The following is a 17,183-nucleotide window of genomic DNA, read 5'->3' on the forward strand; positions in this document are numbered from 1 at the left end:
ACGGTATTCGACGGACATGCAGAACCCTGCATCGATCGAGGACCAGATCCGCACCTGTGAAGAAAATGTCATGGCGGCGGGCGGAACGACGGTTCAGGTCTACACGGACGCGGCCATTAGCGGCGGTTCGATCAAGACACGTCCCGGTCTTCAGGCGCTTATCGCGGATGCAGGTCTGGGTTTGTTCGATACGGTCGTTGCCGAATCCCTCGACCGCGTAAGCCGGGATCAGGAAGATATCGCCGGTATTTACAAACGCCTGCAATATGCCGACATCAAGCTCACTACCCTGGCCGAAGGTGATGTCAGCGAGTTGCACATCGGCCTGAAGGGCACGATGAATGCGCTGTTTCTCAAGGATTTGGCGCAGAAGACAAGGCGCGGCCTGCGCGGTCGCGTTGAACAAGGCCTCTCGGGCGGCGGCAACTCCTACGGCTACAGTGTGGTCCGTCGGATGCTGGCTGATGGCACGGCTGCCACAGGCGAGCGGGTCATCGAGCCCGCAGAAGCCAACGTCGTGCAGCGTATCTTTGCAGAATATATCGCCGGGCGGTCTGCCCGTAAAATTGCAGCAGGCCTGAACGGCGACCACATTCCCAGCCCGCGCGGAGGTGAGTGGAATGCTTCAACGATTCACGGCAGCCGTCAGCGGCGCAATGGCATTCTGAACAACGAGATGTATGTTGGGCGCCTCGTATGGAACAGACAGCGCTTTGTGAAGGATCCGGACACTGGCAAACGGCAGTCGCGGCTGAATCCCCCTGAAGACTGGATTACCACAGAAGTGCCTGACCTACGGATTATTGACGATGAGACCTGGCAAAAGGCGCAAGCGCTCAAGTCTCGCTATGCCAGTCATGCTGGCAATAAGCGCCAGACCAAGAAGCGCCTGCTCACGGGGCTCGTTAAATGCGGCTGCTGTGGTGGCAACATGACGATTGCCCGCAAGGATCGATACTATTGCGCCGCACGCCGCGAGAAAGGCACCTGCGAGGCGGCCTTTGGCATCGCCGCCGCAGAGGTCGAGAACCGCGTGCTGGACGGGTTGCGCGATATCCTTGTTGGCAATGACACTCTCGTTGACGAGTTTACCTCCGAACTGAAGGCCGAACTCGCAAGGTTGAGCAAGCGCAGTACCTCCGATCAAGCTGCCTTGCAAAAGGACTTGGCAGAGGTCGAACGTGGGATCACCCGCTGCGTCGATTTCATAATGTCGGGAGATGGAGCGCCTGTCTCGGTACGTGAACGGCTGACCACCCTGGAAGACCGCAAATCCACCCTGCAGGCGCAAATCGCCCGCAACCCGGTCTCGCCTGTGGTAAGGTTTCATCCGAACTATGCAGATCTCTACCGAAAGAAAGTCGGCGAACTCGCGGGCCTTCTCTCTGATGAGGCAACGCGTGACGATGCCATGACAGCCATCCGCAGCCTGGTTGACCGCATCGAAGTGCGCGCTGGCACCAAGCGGGGTGAGACCGAAGTGACGCTGGTTGGAACTTTGGCGGGGATCTTGGCGCTTGGTACAAAAACGAACGCCGCCCCGGAGGGCGGCGGTACGTTCTTGTTGGTTGCGGGAGTAGGATTTGAACCTACGACCTTCAGGTTATGAGCCTGACGAGCTACCGGGCTGCTCCATCCCGCGCCAAAGCGCTTCCCTAATCAAAACAGGTGGTTAGGGAGCATCGAAAGAGAGATACGTCACGTTAATCGACATCTGCCGGTCAACATGTTCCAAAGGTCTTTACTAGGTTTGGCGGTGACCTACTCTCCCACGCCTTAAGACGCAGTACCATTGGCGCAACAGTGCTTAACTGCCGAGTTCGGGATGGGATCGGGTGTTTCACTTGTGCTATGACCACCAAACCGAGAAAAAACCTCTGAAAATTCCAAGTCAAATACGCTGATTGTATGTGTATGCTTTTGATTGTCTGTAAAAGTCTGACTTTTACTGGATCAAATCAAGCCTATCGAGCAATTAGTACCAGTCAACTGAATGCATTACTGCACTTACATCTCTGGCCTATCGACGAGGTGGTCTACCTCGGCTCTCAGGGATACCTTGTTTTGAGGGGGGCTTCCCGCTTAGATGCCTTCAGCGGTTATCCTTTCCGATCGTAGCTACCCAGCACTGCTATTGGCATAACAACTGGTCCACCAGTGGATCGTTCACCCCGGTCCTCTCGTACTAGGGGCAACTCCTCTCAAGTATCCTACACCCACGGAAGATAGGGACCGAACTGTCTCACGACGTTCTAAACCCAGCTCACGTACCTCTTTAAACGGCGAACAGCCGTACCCTTGGGACCTGCTCCAGCCCCAGGATGAGATGAGCCGACATCGAGGTGCCAAACACTGCCGTCGATATGGACTCTTGGGCAGTATCAGCCTGTTATCCCCGGCGTACCTTTTATCCGTTGAGCGATGGCCCTTCCACTCGGGACCACCGGATCACTATGGCCGTCTTTCGACTCTGCTCGACTTGTCAGTCTCGCAGTCAGGCTGGCTTCTGCCATTGCACTCAACGAGCGATTTCCGACCGCTCTGAGCCAACCTTCGCGCGCCTCCGTTACGCTTTAGGAGGCGACCGCCCCAGTCAAACTACCCGCCACGCAGGGTCCCGGATCCGGATAACGGACCGCGGTTAGACATCAAGCAAGATAAGGGTGGTATCTCAAGGAAGGCTCCACAGAAACTAGCGTTCCTGCTTCGAAGCCTACCACCTATCCTGCACATATCGTGCCTGATGCCAGTGCGAAGCTGTAGTAAAGGTGCACGGGGTCTTTCCGTCTAACCGCGGGAAACCTGCATCTTGACAGGTAATTCAATTTCGCTGAGTCTATGTTGGAGACAGCGGGGAAGTCGTTACGCCATTCGTGCAGGTCGGAACTTACCCGACAAGGAATTTCGCTACCTTAGGACCGTTATAGTTACGGCCGCCGTTTACCTGGGCTTCAATTCAAGGCTCTCACCTCTCCTTTTAACCTTCAGGCACCGGGCAGGCGTCAGACCCTATACGTCGTCTTGCGACTTCGCAGAGCCCTGTGTTTTTAATAAACAGTCGCCACCCCCTGGTTTGTGCCCCCAGCCCCTAGTTGCCTAGGAACCGGGCCTCCTTCTCGCGAACTTACGGAGGTATTTTGCCGAGTTCCTTCAACATAGTTCTCTCAAGCGCCTTGGTATTCTCTACCAGTCCACCTGTGTCGGTTTAGGGTACGATCTAATGGAGGGCTATTTCCTGGAACCGATCAGCGGCCCACCCAATCCAATAAGGGTGAACAACCTTCACGATCCGTCACATCCTCCTGGCCCAGGAATATTAACCTGGTTCCCATCGACTACGCCTTTCGGCCTCGCCTTAGGGGTCGGCTTACCCTGCTCAGATTAGCTTTAAGCAGGAACCCTTGGACTTTCGGCGAGAGTGTCTCTCACACTCTTTGTCGCTACTCATGTCATCATTCTCACTAGTGATCTCTCCACCGGATCGCTCACGCGCCGGCTTCACAGAAAACTCCTTGTCTCCGGAACCACCTAAGTGGCTAAAGAGACTAGGAGTTATGTCACACTACGCTCTGCTACCATGCCTTACGGCATCCTCAGCTTCGGCTCATGGCTTGAGCCCCGTTACATCTTCGCCGCAGGACAACTTAATTAGACCAGTGAGCTGTTACGCTATCTTTAAAAGATGGCTGCTTCTAAGCCAACTTCCTGGTTGTTTTGGTCGTCCCACCTGCTTTCCCACTTAGCCATGAATTAGGGGCCTTAGCTGGAGGTCAGGGTTGTTTCCCTCTTCACGACGGACGTTAGCATTCGCCGTGTGTCTGCCATCTAGTACTCCTCGGTATTCGGAGTTTGGTTAGGATCAGTAAGCCTGTGGGGCCCCATTACCCATCCAGTGCTCTACCCCCGAGGGTATTCGGATGACGCTCTACCTAAATAGATTTCGCAGAGAACCAGCTATCTCCGAGTTTGATTGGCCTTTCACCCCTAGGCACAGCTCATCCCGATCCTTTTCAACGGATGTGGGTTCGGCCCTCCAGTAAGTGTTACCTTACCTTCAGCCTGGCCATGCCTAGATCACTCGGTTTCGGGTCTGATCCCACGAACTCGACGCCCTATTAAGACTCGCTTTCGCTGCGCCTACACCTAACGGCTTAAGCTTGCACGTGAGACCAAGTCGATGACCCATTATACAAAAGGTACGCCGTCACAAGACTGGACACTGATAACAATCAATTTGTCGGGATGGAAACGCGGAATTGAACCGTTTCCAAACCGGGGTTGCTGCTGTAGAGGCCGGCATTCGATCTGTGATCGACAGACAGTCCAAGGCGTATGCCTTTGGGTGTCTGATATCCGACTTCAAGTCCGGATCTGAATTCGATCGGGCCACCCAGATCCACGCCACTGCCAGGTGCATAAAGCCCTGCCATTGTGTGAAGCTGCACAAACATTCCGCTGCGGCTGTCCGAGAGAGTGTAGGCCTGGCCTACACCACCCCAAAGCTCTCCGTCAGTGGTGGCCGAGAAACCATAAATCCACTGAAACGGGCCGCTTGCAACGCTTGTATCCCGTCGAAAATAGATCTCTTCGCCAACATGTTCGTCTTGAAAGACGGTCTGGCCGGCGGAAAGACTAGCATATGACTGCACCTCGTTTTGAGCGAGGCAACCGTTATACGGACAGTGGTTAACGCTCATATCAATCAGTCCTGCGACCAATGTTAATACGGCAAACGTTCCGTCCGTTATAAATGCTAAATCCGACATGCTCATCCCTCAGTGATTTGTTTTTTCACTGTGATGAAGCAGATTGTTATTAGAGTCCAGTCAAGCTCCGACTGATTGTAGGCGTTCGGTTTCAGGTACTGTTTCACTCCCCTCGTCGGGGTGCTTTTCACCTTTCCCTCACGGTACTGGTTCACTATCGGTCAGTAAGGAGTACTTAGCCTTCGAAGGTGGTCCTCCGATCTTCAGACAGAATTTCACGTGTTCCGCCCTACTTAATACGTCCGATCATGCTTCTTATACGGGGCTGTCACCCGCTATGGCCGTGCTTTCCAACACGTTCTAATCACAATTACGGCTCGGCTGGTCCCCGTTCGCTCGCCGCTACTAGGGGAGTATCAATTGATTTCCTTTCCTCCGGGTACTTAGATGTTTCAGTTCCCCGGGTTTGCTTTTATAAACCTATGTATTCAGTCTATAAATACCTGGTTTACCTCATTATTAGCTGCTCCTAAGAGCAGTAATAACAAAGTATCAGGTGGGTTGCCCCATTCAGAAATCCATGGATCAAAGCCTATTCTCAGCTCCCCATGGCTTATCGCAGAGTATCACGTCTTTCATCGCCTCTTACTGCCAAGGCATTCACCAAACGCCCTTTTCGCGCTTGATTTGATCCAGAAAAAGAAAGACTTGCGTCAATCGCGACAACAGAAGCTGGTAAGAAACTGTCATCTTTATTCTGAACCAAAAGCATACTTTCCCGCCCGCTTCATGTCGGTGAAGCGGACAATTGAACGATCCGTGCGGATCGTTCGGGTTAGTGTACTTGACTTGGACAACATGTTCTTTTCAACGATGCATACGCATGGGCGGCCGAGGAAACAGCCACGTCAAACGCTCGCGTCAGCCCGAAGGCATCAGCACAAAGTTGAGGTTTTTCCCTTACTCGGGAAAACCAAACATTGTTGATTTTGTATCTCTCTTTACGATGTCAATTCGTCCGATTGGACGGTTAAACACTTGAAGCAGTGCTTAACGGTCAAATCGTGTGCGGTGTTGGTGGAGCCTAGCGGGATCGAACCGCTGACCTCCTGAATGCAAATCAGGCGCTCTCCCAGCTGAGCTAAGGCCCCAAAATTTTGGTGGGTCGAGGAGGACTTGAACCTCCGACCTCACGCTTATCAGGCGTGCGCTCTAACCACCTGAGCTACCGACCCAAGACAGACCGGTAGGTCTGTGATTACTGTCTGAAGAGATATGAGGACGGTCCGGTCCGATGTTGATCGGCTTTGTTTGCCGATCGTTGCTAAGTGTTTCACGAGATTAGCAAGCTAATCTGACTAGAAACATCCTTAGAAAGGAGGTGATCCAGCCGCAGGTTCCCCTACGGCTACCTTGTTACGACTTCACCCCAGTCGCTGAGCTCACCGTGGTCCGCTGCCCCCTCGAAAGGTTGGCGCACGGCCTTCGGGTAAACCCAACTCCCATGGTGTGACGGGCGGTGTGTACAAGGCCCGGGAACGTATTCACCGCGTCATGCTGTTACGCGATTACTAGCGATTCCGACTTCATGGGGTCGAGTTGCAGACCCCAATCCGAACTGAGATGGTTTTTTTGGATTAACCCATTGTCACCACCATTGTAGCACGTGTGTAGCCCAACCCGTAAGGGCCATGAGGACTTGACGTCATCCACACCTTCCTCCCGCTTATCACGGGCAGTTTCTTTAGAGTGCCCAGCTTAACCTGCTGGCAACTAAAGATGTGGGTTGCGCTCGTTGCCGGACTTAACCGAACATCTCACGACACGAGCTGACGACAGCCATGCAGCACCTGTCACTAGGTCCCGAAGGAAGGCTCCATCTCTGGAGTTGTCCTAGGATGTCAAGGGTTGGTAAGGTTCTGCGCGTTGCTTCGAATTAAACCACATGCTCCACCGCTTGTGCGGGCCCCCGTCAATTCCTTTGAGTTTTAATCTTGCGACCGTACTCCCCAGGCGGAATGCTTAATCCGTTAGGTGTGACACCGAACAGTATACTGCCCGACGTCTGGCATTCATCGTTTACGGTGTGGACTACCAGGGTATCTAATCCTGTTTGCTCCCCACACTTTCGCACCTCAGCGTCAGTATCGAGCCAGTGAGCCGCCTTCGCCACTGGTGTTCCTCCAAATATCTACGAATTTCACCTCTACACTTGGAATTCCACTCACCTCTCTCGAACTCAAGACCAGGAGTTTTGAGGGCAGTTCCAGGGTTGAGCCCTGGGATTTCACCCCCAACTTTCTGATCCGCCTACGTGCGCTTTACGCCCAGTAATTCCGAACAACGCTAACCCCCTCCGTATTACCGCGGCTGCTGGCACGGAGTTAGCCGGGGTTTCTTTACCAGGTACTGTCATTATCATCCCTGGCGAAAGTGCTTTACGACCCTAAGGCCTTCATCACACACGCGGCATGGCTAGATCAGGCTTTCGCCCATTGTCTAAGATTCCCCACTGCTGCCTCCCGTAGGAGTCTGGGCCGTGTCTCAGTCCCAGTGTTGCTGATCATCCTCTAAAACCAGCTACTGATCGTAGACTTGGTAGGCCATTACCCCACCAACTATCTAATCAGACGCGGGCTAATCCATCACCGATAAATCTTTCCCCCGAAGGGCGTATACGGTATTACTCTCAGTTTCCCGAGGCTATTCCGTAGTGAAGGGTATATTCCCACGCGTTACTAACCCGTCCGCCGCTCGCCCCGAAGGGTGCGCTCGACTTGCATGTGTTAGGCCTGCCGCCAGCGTTCGTTCTGAGCCAGGATCAAACTCTCAAGTTGAAAAGCTATTGCTAGCTTATCCTTGACGTTCGAACCTCTGCACATCGAATTTGTTGTTCAAACAAATTCAGTCTCTGTTTGTTGTGCTTCAGGTTTTCATAAGAAAACAAGAAACCGTCCAAACAGTGAAGCTGACACTAGATCATCGACCCGAAGGTCTACTAGCGCGATATGTAGAGGTTGATCCATCGAATGAACCAAACCGCCCACATATCTCTTCAGAAACTATCAATTTCAAAAAGCGTAGAGACAAAAATGGCTGAGATGCGCCCTATCTTTTATGGCGCGCCCCGCCTCGTTTACCTCTGATTTTATTCTTCCGCCTCGTTGCCGTCCAGTGTGTCTGGCCCGTCTGGCGCCCCGTTGGTGCATCTCTGCGCCGCCGGTGAAGTGGGTTCTAGGCTTAGTCGCAGAAAGCCGCAAGCGCTTTTTTTAAGAAATGTCATCTTTTTTTCATTTTTTCACTTTATCCATTTAATTCAATACATTGAGTTACAAAAATTGCGAAAATTCCCGCCTATTGGATCGATTGTTATGCGGCAGGGCCCGCTGGCGACGGAATCAAACAACTACATATTGGGTTATCCACAGACATACCCCCAAGTTAGGGCGATTTGGGCGCGACTCGTCCCCGTAACAAGGCCGAGTCACCCGCCGACTCGTCACGATTCATATGCAGTCTGGTGATATTTCCCGAGTCGGCAGCGCTGGATGGTGCAGTTTCCCGCGTGGTTCAGTGCAGGCACAGCGTGCCCAGCGTTCTGATTCTGCCCGATCCGCAGGCAAAGCGGTTTCAGGCTGCTTGTGATTTGCGCCTTTTGGGCAGCCGGAGTGCCAGCAAAGCCAGAACAAGCCCCAGATAGACCAGCGGTTCAATCTGAAATCCCTTGGACAGCCAGATGAAATGGACGCATCCCAGAATCGCGATTCCATAGATCGCCTTGTGCAGCGTGCGCCACGTCCGGCCCAGTTTGCGCACGGACCAGTTGTTGGACGTGATCGCAAGCGGCACCATCAGCAGAAATGCGGCCATGCCGATTGTCACATAGGGGCGCTTTACAATGTCGGCCCAAACCTCGCTCGGGATCTGGACATCCAGCACCAGCCACACCAGCAAATGCAGACATATATAATAGAACGTCACCAACCCGATGGCACGCCGGTACCGGATCAGGTTCAAACCGGTGTATCGGCGCAACGGGCTGATCGCCAGACCGGCCACCAGAAACTTCAGCCCAAGTGCGCCCAGTTCGTGTTCCAAGGCCTTGATGGGTTCAACGCCCAGACCGCCGGTCAGTCCCAGATACAGCAGGTAAGGCGCGGGCAAGGCACACACTATATATACAAGCCAAACCGGAACGCGCCGGATCAGGTCATTTGCCCTGTCCACGCTCATTTAGTGGTACTTGGCCAGATCCATACCGGCATACATCGAAGCAACCTCTTCCTCGTACCCGTTGAACATCAGCGTCGGCACCTTTTTGGCAAACAGGCCGCCGCCGATGGGCTGTTCCCATGCCTGCGACCAGCGAGGATGATCCACGTTCGGGTTCACATTACTATAAAACCCGTATTCAGACGCACTGTATTTGTTCCAGGCGGTTGGTGGTTCCTTGTCGGTCAGGGTAATCCGCACGACCGACTTGATCGATTTGTATCCGTATTTCCACGGCACAACCAATCGCAACGGCGCGCCGTTCTGCTTGGGGATGTCCTTGCCGTAAAGACCGGTTGCCATGATCGTCAGCGGATGCATCGCTTCGTCCAGGCGCAGACCTTCGACATAGGGCCAGTCGATAATCGGATAGCGCATGCCCGGCATTTCCTCGGGGCGGTTCAATGTTTGAAAGGCCACGTATTTCGCGCCGGATTGCACCCCGACCATGTTCAGCAGATCGGCCAGTTCAAAACCGTTCCAAGGCACGATCAAAGACCAGCGTTCAACACAGCGCAGCCGGTAGATACGTTCTTCTATGGTCATCGCTTTCATGATGTCCTCGAACGCATAGCTCCCGGGCTTGTCGACCATACCGTTGATCTCGACCGACCAGGGATCGATCGTCATCTGGCCGGCATGGCGCGCGGGATCGCCCTTGTCCGCGCCGAATTCATAGAAGTTGTTATAGCTGGTGATCTCTTCCCAGGTGTTCGGGGTCAGATCGCCAGTTGCAGAACGGGCCTGTTGCCCGATCCCGGCCAACCCGATGCCAGCGGCCACACCTGTCATCAACTGACGCCGGTTCAGATATACTGATTCCGGCGTGACATCTTTTTCAGTCAGGTCGCTTTTCCAACGGTTCGCCATTCACATCTCCTGTTTTCGGCTTTCCACTCTATCTAGGGGGCAGCGAGCCATACGCCAAACCACTTTGACTCACATCTTGGCGACCGGACTGTAACTTGGCAGAATCTCGTTCATCGGAATGGATCGCCCGTCCGCCTGCATGATCCGCACATGGCGGCGGCGCATCAGGCGGGGTTCGGCGACGCCGACAGAATGGGCGATCGTTTCAACCTCGTGAATGATCTCTTTCGCAAAGCGCGCCACGCGCACATATTTGTCTTCCAGCACAAGACCTTTCTGAAATCTGGGGTTGTGGGTGGTTATGCCGGTCGGGCAGGTATTCTTGTTGCACTTCAGCGCCTGAATACAGCCCAGCGAAAACATGAAGCCGCGCGCTGACGTGACAAAATCGGCCCCCGCCGCCAACGCCCACGCCACATCGCCCGGATTGACCAGCTTGCCCGACGCCACCAGCCTGATGCGATCCTTCAGCCCATGTTCGTCGCGCAGGTTGGCAACCATCGGCAGCGCCTCGCGTACCGACATTCCCACCAGATCAATCAGTGGCATCGGTGCGGCCCCGGTACCGCCTTCGCCGCCGTCAATGGTGATGAAATCCGGTGCGCATTCTGCGCCACGCTGCACGATCAGATCAAAGAATTCGCGCAACGGTTCCTGCGCACCGACAACCGTTTTGATGCCGACAGGTTTTCCCGTGACTCCGCGGATATGATGGATCATGTCCAGCAGATCGCCAAAATCGTCTACTTCTATGTGCCGGTTCGGTGAAATGCTGTCCTGTCCTTCGCGGATGCCGCGAATGGCGGCAATTTCCGCTGACACTTTTGCACCCGGCAATATGCCGCCTTTGCCCGGCTTGGCCCCCTGCGCCAGCTTGATTTCGAACATGCGGACAGTTTCGTGTTCTGCAACCTTGCGCAGCTTCTCATCGTTCATGTGGCCGTCTTCTGTGCGTACGCCGTATTTGGCCGTGCCGATCTGGAACACCACATCGCACCCGCCTTCGACGTGAAACGGGCTAAGCCCGCCTTCGCCCGTGTTCAGCCAGATGCCCGCCTCTTTGGCGCCGCGGCTGAGCGCCTGCACCGCGGGTTTGGAAATCGCGCCAAAGCTCATCCCCGATATGTTGAAAAAGGATTGCGCGACATAGGGGATACGCGCCCCCGGCCCGATGATCATCGGTTCGGTGCTGGCAAACTGGTTGTCCAGCGGCGGAAAGGCGGCATTGACGAATATCGGCGTGCCCACAACGGATGTGTTGCGGGTAGACCCGAAGGCGACAGTATTGGCCTCGCCTTCTCCGGCCCGCTTGATCCATTCCCGCTGCGCGCGGTTGAACGGCAATTCCTCGCGATCCATTGCGAAAAAATACTGCCTGAAAAACTCACCCAGCGCGGAAAACAAATGCCGGAATCGTCCGATCACCGGATAATTCCGGCGGATGGCATCGCTGGTCTGCATCCGGTCCACCACAAAGAACACAAGCACGGCAAGAACCGCAATTCCGACCAGCCCGACAAAGGCAAAGACCATGAATTCCAAAGCAGTCATTGCAAAACCCATATGTGTTCTCCGATACTTGTGCCACGGCACGGTGATTCAGGTTTCCGGACCGGGTGTAACGCCCGGCCCCCTGATGGCCGGAACAGTGTCGCAAGCCGCCCCGCTGCGCAATGGAAGGATCAGCATGAGACATTTTTTGACCGTGACCGCCCTGTGCCTGACAGCCACCGCCTCTCTGGCTGGCGATGTCGTGACCTACACGACCGACGAAAGCTTTGACGATGTGATCTTTGGTCTTGAAAACGCCATTCTGGATCAGGGGCTGGTGATCGAAGGTGTCAATCATGTCGGTGACATGCTGGAACGCACCGGCCCGGATGTGGGATCAGATGTGACGGTGTTTCTGGCGGCGGATGTGTACAGTTTCTGTTCCGCATTCCTGTCGCGCAAGGTGATGGAAGCGGACCCGATGAACCTGATGTACTGCCCCTATACGATCTTTGTTGCCCAAAGCCCGGATGCACCGGATCAGACCATGATCGGTTATCGCACCTTTCCAGAAGGCCCGATGCAAGAGGTTCAGACCCTGCTGGATGACATTACAAAGGCCGCAATCGGCGTAGAGTAACGCGCCCTTTCATCACGTTTATTTGACTGGTCCGCAGAAACTGTCGCGGCTTAGCGCACGCGCCTTTTCCGTCAAGCCGAAGAAAGCCGCAATCGGCGGGAATCCCCGCTGATCCGACCCTGCGTTCGCGTCGTAAATTCCCCGATACCAACAAGGTATTTTCGACATTCTCATAAGGGAGATCGACATGCTTCGCTTTACAACTTTTGCCTTCGCAACCGCAGCAACCTTCATCGCGGGCGCCGCCTTTGCCGGTGGCCATTCCAAAGATATCGTCGACACCGCCGTCGAGGCCGGATCGTTCAACACTCTGGTGGCTGCAGTTCAGGCTGCCGGCCTAGTCGATACATTGAAAGGCGATGGCCCGTTCACCGTATTTGCCCCGACAGATGAGGCGTTCGCGGCCCTGCCCGAAGGCACCGTTGAAACGCTGTTGAAGCCGGAAAACAAAGATCAGCTGACCGCCATTCTGACGTATCACGTGGTCGCCGGCAAAGTGATGTCGACCGACCTTAGCGACGGCATGACAGCCGCCACCGTTCAGGGCGGAGAGATAACGATTGATCTGGACAACGGCGTGATGGTGAACACTGCAACAGTCACAGCCGCAGACATCGAAACATCCAACGGCGTCATCCACGTGATCGACACCGTTCTGATCCCTGCCGAATAATCGCGCGGCACTTCTGCCCATACAGCCACGAAAGCCCGTGCAGTCATGTGCGGGCTTTTTCCTGCGCAACCCGATTACGAAAAAAGGCCGGACATTTCAGTCCGGCCTTTCGTGGTCTTTCCAACGCCGCGCGTCAATGCACGACGGCGTCCTCGGGCGGTGTTCGGTTGGAACGGGATACCCGATCCCCGATCAGCAAGCCGTCAACCCCGGCAGATACCTTGACGGTATCGCCATCCATCACATCCCCTGCCAACAGCATTTCTGCCAACGGGTTCTGCAACGCAGTCTGGATCACCCGTTTCAACGGCCGTGCGCCAAACACAGGGTCATAGCCTTCGTCGGCCAGCCATTTCAACGCAGCATCGTCCAGATCAAGCGTGATCTTGCGGCCGACAAGACGTTTGGCCAGTCGCGCCAACTGAATGGTCACGATCGAGTCCATGTCTTCGCGGTTCAGACGATCAAAAATGATCGTTTCATCCAGACGGTTCAGGAATTCGGGGCGGAAATGCGCCCGCACGGCATCCATAACATCACGTTTGGCATCGGAAGCATCCGCGCCATCGGGCAGCCGGCTTAGTGCCTGCGCGCCAAGGTTGGATGTCAAGATGATCAGCGTCTGCTTGAAATCAACCGTCCGGCCCTGACCATCTGTCAGAACACCATCGTCCAGCACCTGCAACAGCACGTTGAACACATCCGGGTGCGCCTTTTCGACCTCGTCAAACAGAACCACCTGATAGGGTCTGCGCCGCACCGCTTCTGTCAGCACACCGCCTTCGTCGTATCCGACATATCCGGGGGGTGCCCCGATCAGACGTGATACAGCATGCTTTTCCATGAATTCCGACATGTCGATGCGCACCATTGCGTGTTCATCGTCAAACAGGAATTCTGCCACGGCCTTGGTCAGTTCGGTTTTACCAACACCGGTCGGCCCCAGAAACAGGAAGCTGCCAAGGGGGCGGCCTTCGTCGTTCAGACCCGCCCGCGCGCGGCGCACCGCGTTTGCAACGGCCTGCACGGCACTGTCTTGTCCGATCACGCGCGCATGCAATTGCTCTTCCATGCGCAGCAATTTTTCGCGGTCGCCTTCCAGCATCTTGGATGTCGGAATACCGGTCCAGCGTTCAACCACGCTAGCGATCTGTTCGGGGCGTACGGCCTCGGCCACCATGACCTCGCTTTCGCTGCCTTCCGCCGCGTTCAGCTTTCTTTCAAGCTCGGGAATGACGCCATAAGACAATTCACCCGCCTTGGACAGATTGCCTTCGCGCTTGGCGATATCCAGCTCGGCGCGGGCATGATCCAGCTGTTCTTTCAGATCGCGGGCACTGGCCAGCTTGTCGCGTTCGCTTTGCCACTGTGCAGTCATCTCGCTGGAACGTTCTTGCAATTCGGCCAGATCCTTGGTCAGCGTTTCCAGCCGATCCTTGGAGGCGGCATCATCTTCCAGCCGCAGGGCTTCCGCTTCGATCTGCTTTTGCAGGATTTCACGGTCCAGCGCATCCAGTTCTTCGGGTTTGCTGTCCACTTCCATGCGCAGCCGGCTCGCGGCCTCGTCGACCAGATCAATCGCCTTGTCGGGCAGGAACCGGTCCGTGATGTAACGGTGGCTTAGCGTTGCCGCCGCGACCAGCGCGCTGTCGGAAATCCGCACACCATGGTGCAGCTCATATTTTTCCTTGATCCCGCGCAGAATGCTGACGGTGTCTTCGACAGTGGGTTCCGCGATCACCAAAGGCTGGAAACGGCGCGCCAAAGCGGCATCTTTTTCGACGTATTTGCGGTATTCGTCCAGCGTGGTCGCACCGATACAGTGCAATTCACCCCGCGCCAGCGCCGGTTTGATCAGGTTGGCAGCGTCCATCGCGCCATCGCCCTTGCCAGCCCCGACCAGGGTATGCATCTCATCAATGAACAGGATGATTTCACCGGCAGCGGCGGTCACTTCGTTCAATACCGCCTTCAGGCGTTCTTCGAATTCACCGCGATATTTCGCACCGGCGATCAGCGCGCCCATATCCAGCGCAAGCAATTTCTTGTTTCGCAGGCTTTCGGGCACGTCACCGTTGATGATGCGCAGCGCCATTCCTTCGGCGATGGCGGTCTTGCCCACGCCCGGTTCCCCGATCAGCACAGGGTTGTTCTTGGTGCGGCGTGACAGCACCTGCATCGCACGGCGAATTTCCTCGTCGCGCCCGATGATCGGGTCAATCTTGCCCTGCTCTGCCGCTTCGGTCAGATCACGCGCGTATTTTTTCAGCGCATCATACCCTTCTTCGGCGCTGGCCGTGTCTGCGGTGCGCCCCTTGCGAATGTCATTGATCGCCGCATTCAGCCCCTGCGCCGTCACGTTACCGGCATCCAGCGCATCCTTGGCTTTGGATTTGACCATGCACAGCGCCATCAGAATGCGTTCGACCGGCACAAAACTATCGCCTGCCTTTTTGGCCAGCGCTTCTGCTTCGGTCAGCACTTTTGCTGTCGGCCCGTCCAGATAGACCTGACCGGCATCACCTGTCACTTGCGGGATTTTGGACAACGCCAGATCCAGTGCCTGAACGACCTGTTCCGGTGCGCCACCGGCACGTTTGATCAGGTTGCTGGCAAGCCCCTGATCGTCGTCCATCAAAGCTTTCAGGATGTGTTCCGGCGTCAAACGCTGGTGGTTTTCGCGTGTTGCGATGGTTTGGGCGGCTTGCACGAACCCGCGCGACCGCTCCGTGAACTTGCTCAAGTCCATGGTCTGTCTCCTTTTCAAAGCACCCGTTTTATCTCACGCCTGACATGCAGCACGCTTGGCTCGGGCCTCGACCTCAATATGTGAAAGCAGCCCTTTCGCTTCAAGAGGGTGCCACCCGAAACAGGCCCGTGCGGGGAAAAACTTTGGCCTATGCCCCTTTTTTGCCATTCTGGCGCGCAATAGCTTTCACATCGTAAACGAGTGAGAGAGTACCCATGCGTGTTGATCACATTAATCTGGCTGACATTGCCTATCACACGGCATCCAACTGCCATATCGCGAAAATCCATCTGGTCGGTCCCGACACGGACATCACGCTGGACTGCGCCGCCTTTCTGGCGCCCGAGCAATCGAAACATGCGGTCGCTTCTGCGCTGATCAGTGATGCCATCCGCCAGTTACACCGCCTGAACGCAAGCCCGCGCGACAAAAAGACCCTGACATTCGCACCCGGCGCCCTGCCCGATGTGGCACGCAAACTGATCTGATTTCAGCATCGGCGAAACCATGCCGATCATATGTTACGGGGCGTCACATCAGCGTGTTCCCCATAAAAACATATGAACCCGATTCCTATCTAGCGCGTTGAGGCCATACAAACGTCTTTTAATAGGATGAGCAGATGAAACATTTTCGTTTCCCATTTCCCCAAGCGCGCGTTTCCGACGTGATTTATAATGCAGCGAACCAAAGTTTCGAAGCGACGGTCACTTTGTATGAAAACAACACAGCCGTGAAACACGCCTGCACCGTACCTGCACCGATTACCATGTCGTTCAAGGACGCGACGCACCGGTTAATCGCGCAGGCGCGCAGGCAACAGAAAACACCATCCGGGTTGCGGGCCCGCATGGCGCCGCTGCACCCCGCCCCGCGCCCGGAGCCAGAGTTCAATCCGGTCCGGATCTTGCGCCGGTGGAGCCATTCGGGCTTTTTGCGCCGTCGCATCGCCTGACACCCGGGGTATAAAAGGAGCATGCGCCCGATAGACAGGGCGCACCGAACAGATTAGGCAGTCGCAAACATCCCAACCAAAGGTTTGCCAATGTCTGATGACCGCCTGATTGTCGCGCTTGATGTACCCTCGGCCGTGCACGGCCTTGATCTGGCTGAAAAGCTGGGGGCCGCCGTTTCATTCTACAAAATCGGTCTGGGAATGCTGACAGGTGGCGGGCTGGCGCTGGCGAACGAGCTAAAGCAGGATCACGGCAAGCGCATTTTTCTGGACATGAAACTGTTCGACATCGGTGCAACTGTCGAAGCGGCAGTGCGCGGACTAGCGCAGTTCGATCTTGATTTTCTGACAGTGCATGGCGATCCGCACGTGGTGCGCGCCGCCAAGGAAGGCGCGAGCGGAAGTGCCATGAAAATCCTGGGCGTCACCATTCTTACATCGCTGGACAGATCCGATCTGGATGACGGGTTGATCCGCGCCGGCGACATTCCCGAAATCGTTGCAGAACGTGCGGCGCGGGCATTTCTTGCCGGCGCTGACGGCGTTATCGCATCTCCGCAAGAGGCCGCCATGATCCGCGCCCTGCCCGAAGCGACCGACCGCCTGATCGTGACACCGGGGGTACGTCCGGCAGGGGCCGCGCTGGGGGATCAGAAACGGGTGGCCACGCCCGCAGCCGCCATTACCGACGGGGCAGATCATATCGTTGTGGGCCGTCCCATCTGGCAAGCGGCAGACCCGCAGCAGGCCGCACGGGCCATTTTGACCGAATTGCCCTGAACGCGGTCACATTGCCGCCCAAAAAGTCCAGCGCCTACTCTATTCGG

At 55.6% G+C, this 17,183-nt stretch carries 10 protein-coding genes, 3 tRNA genes and 3 rRNA genes; 6 read left to right on the forward strand and 10 right to left on the reverse strand.

Translation table 11 applies throughout. The features are described from left to right. The first annotated feature begins 16 nt into the window (after positions 1-16). Positions 17-1,609 (forward strand): recombinase family protein, encoded by a 1,593-nt coding sequence (locus OLX72_RS04710; protein WP_254684771.1) that lies wholly within the window; start codon positions 17-19, stop codon positions 1,607-1,609. Here OLX72_RS04710 and OLX72_RS04715 read toward each other — a convergent pair. The 9 genes from OLX72_RS04715 to OLX72_RS04755 all read right to left on the reverse strand — a co-directional run bounded on the left by OLX72_RS04715 (position 1,566) and on the right by OLX72_RS04755 (position 11,411). Further along, a tRNA-Met gene (locus OLX72_RS04715) sits at positions 1,566-1,642 on the reverse strand. The genes OLX72_RS04710 and OLX72_RS04715 overlap by 44 nt on opposite strands. A 106-nt stretch (positions 1,643-1,748) precedes the next feature. Next, positions 1,749-1,863 (reverse strand): 5S ribosomal RNA (rrf, locus tag OLX72_RS04720). Positions 1,864-1,954: 91 nt separating this feature from the next. Then, positions 1,955-5,394: ribosomal RNA gene (locus OLX72_RS04725) — 23S ribosomal RNA — on the reverse strand. Positions 5,395-5,781: 387 nt separating this feature from the next. Next, positions 5,782-5,857 (reverse strand) — tRNA-Ala (locus tag OLX72_RS04730). A 7-nt stretch (positions 5,858-5,864) separates the two neighbouring features. Then, positions 5,865-5,941, reverse strand: a tRNA-Ile gene (locus tag OLX72_RS04735). A 139-nt stretch (positions 5,942-6,080) separates the two neighbouring features. Continuing rightward, positions 6,081-7,543: ribosomal RNA gene (locus OLX72_RS04740) — 16S ribosomal RNA — on the reverse strand. Together the 16S, 23S and 5S rRNA genes with 3 tRNA genes alongside form the textbook arrangement of a ribosomal RNA operon. Positions 7,544-8,336: 793 nt before the next feature. After that, on the reverse strand, positions 8,337-8,939 hold the full coding sequence (gene msrQ / locus OLX72_RS04745; protein ID WP_114868703.1) for a protein-methionine-sulfoxide reductase heme-binding subunit MsrQ: 603 nt from the start codon (positions 8,937-8,939) through the stop codon (positions 8,337-8,339). Beyond that, positions 8,940-9,848: a protein-methionine-sulfoxide reductase catalytic subunit MsrP gene (msrP, locus tag OLX72_RS04750; RefSeq protein WP_114868702.1), complete on the reverse strand. Its 909-nt coding sequence runs from the start codon at positions 9,846-9,848 to the stop codon at positions 8,940-8,942. 69 nt (positions 9,849-9,917) lie between these two features. Continuing rightward, the gene (locus tag OLX72_RS04755) at positions 9,918-11,411 is read right to left on the reverse strand and encodes an FMN-binding glutamate synthase family protein (RefSeq protein ID WP_433989931.1); all 1,494 of its coding nucleotides are present in this window, start codon (positions 11,409-11,411) and stop codon (positions 9,918-9,920) included. Positions 11,412-11,535: 124 nt separating this feature from the next. Here OLX72_RS04755 and OLX72_RS04760 point away from each other — a divergent pair, with 124 nt between their 5' ends. Together OLX72_RS04760 and OLX72_RS04765 are read left to right on the forward strand one after the other, a co-directional pair. After that, positions 11,536-11,979, forward strand: a complete 444-nt coding sequence (locus tag OLX72_RS04760; protein ID WP_114872045.1) for a DUF302 domain-containing protein — start codon at positions 11,536-11,538, stop codon at positions 11,977-11,979. A 187-nt stretch (positions 11,980-12,166) separates the two neighbouring features. Next, complete coding sequence (locus tag OLX72_RS04765) at positions 12,167-12,652, forward strand: fasciclin domain-containing protein (RefSeq protein ID WP_433989932.1); 486 nt, start codon at positions 12,167-12,169, stop codon at positions 12,650-12,652. Positions 12,653-12,785: 133 nt separating this feature from the next. On the opposite strand, the gene clpB is transcribed toward OLX72_RS04765, so the two are convergent. Beyond that, a complete protein-coding gene (clpB, locus tag OLX72_RS04770; RefSeq protein WP_433989933.1) occupies positions 12,786-15,401 on the reverse strand; it encodes an ATP-dependent chaperone ClpB in 2,616 nt (871 codons plus the stop codon). A gap of 215 nt (positions 15,402-15,616) precedes the next feature. Between clpB and OLX72_RS04775 the strand changes: the two genes are divergently transcribed. The 3 genes from OLX72_RS04775 to pyrF all read left to right on the forward strand — a co-directional run bounded on the left by OLX72_RS04775 (position 15,617) and on the right by pyrF (position 17,136). Then, positions 15,617-15,889, forward strand: coding sequence for a hypothetical protein (locus OLX72_RS04775; RefSeq protein WP_114868698.1), 273 nt, complete (start codon positions 15,617-15,619; stop codon positions 15,887-15,889). Positions 15,890-16,023: 134 nt separating this feature from the next. Further along, positions 16,024-16,356 (forward strand): orotidine 5-phosphate decarboxylase, encoded by a 333-nt coding sequence (locus tag OLX72_RS04780; RefSeq protein ID WP_433989934.1) that lies wholly within the window; start codon positions 16,024-16,026, stop codon positions 16,354-16,356. Positions 16,357-16,446: 90 nt separating this feature from the next. Next, positions 16,447-17,136 carry an orotidine-5'-phosphate decarboxylase gene (gene pyrF, locus OLX72_RS04785; RefSeq protein WP_114868696.1) on the forward strand — a complete coding sequence of 230 codons (690 nt, stop codon included), beginning with the start codon at positions 16,447-16,449 and terminating at the stop codon, positions 17,134-17,136. Positions 17,137-17,183: the final 47 nt, after the last annotated feature.

The organism is Sulfitobacter sp. TBRI5, assembly GCF_051013555.1.
Classification (GTDB): Bacteria; Pseudomonadota; Alphaproteobacteria; order Rhodobacterales; family Rhodobacteraceae; genus JL08.

Excerpts from the sequence above, each read along its gene's own strand:
- OLX72_RS04775 (WP_114868698.1), top strand. The coding sequence starts at position 15,617 with ATGCGTGTTGATCACATTAATCTGGCTGACATTGCCTATCACACGGCA.
- clpB (WP_433989933.1), bottom strand. The coding sequence starts at position 15,401 with ATGGACTTGAGCAAGTTCACGGAGCGGTCGCGCGGGTTCGTGCAAGCC.
- OLX72_RS04755 (WP_433989931.1), bottom strand. The coding sequence starts at position 11,411 with ATGGGTTTTGCAATGACTGCTTTGGAATTCATGGTCTTTGCCTTTGTC.
- OLX72_RS04765 (WP_433989932.1), top strand. The coding sequence starts at position 12,167 with ATGCTTCGCTTTACAACTTTTGCCTTCGCAACCGCAGCAACCTTCATC.
- OLX72_RS04710 (WP_254684771.1), top strand. The coding sequence starts at position 17 with ATGCAGAACCCTGCATCGATCGAGGACCAGATCCGCACCTGTGAAGAA.
- msrP (WP_114868702.1), bottom strand. The coding sequence starts at position 9,848 with ATGGCGAACCGTTGGAAAAGCGACCTGACTGAAAAAGATGTCACGCCG.
- pyrF (WP_114868696.1), top strand. The coding sequence starts at position 16,447 with ATGTCTGATGACCGCCTGATTGTCGCGCTTGATGTACCCTCGGCCGTG.
- OLX72_RS04760 (WP_114872045.1), top strand. The coding sequence starts at position 11,536 with ATGAGACATTTTTTGACCGTGACCGCCCTGTGCCTGACAGCCACCGCC.
- OLX72_RS04780 (WP_433989934.1), top strand. The coding sequence starts at position 16,024 with ATGAAACATTTTCGTTTCCCATTTCCCCAAGCGCGCGTTTCCGACGTG.
- msrQ (WP_114868703.1), bottom strand. The coding sequence starts at position 8,939 with ATGAGCGTGGACAGGGCAAATGACCTGATCCGGCGCGTTCCGGTTTGG.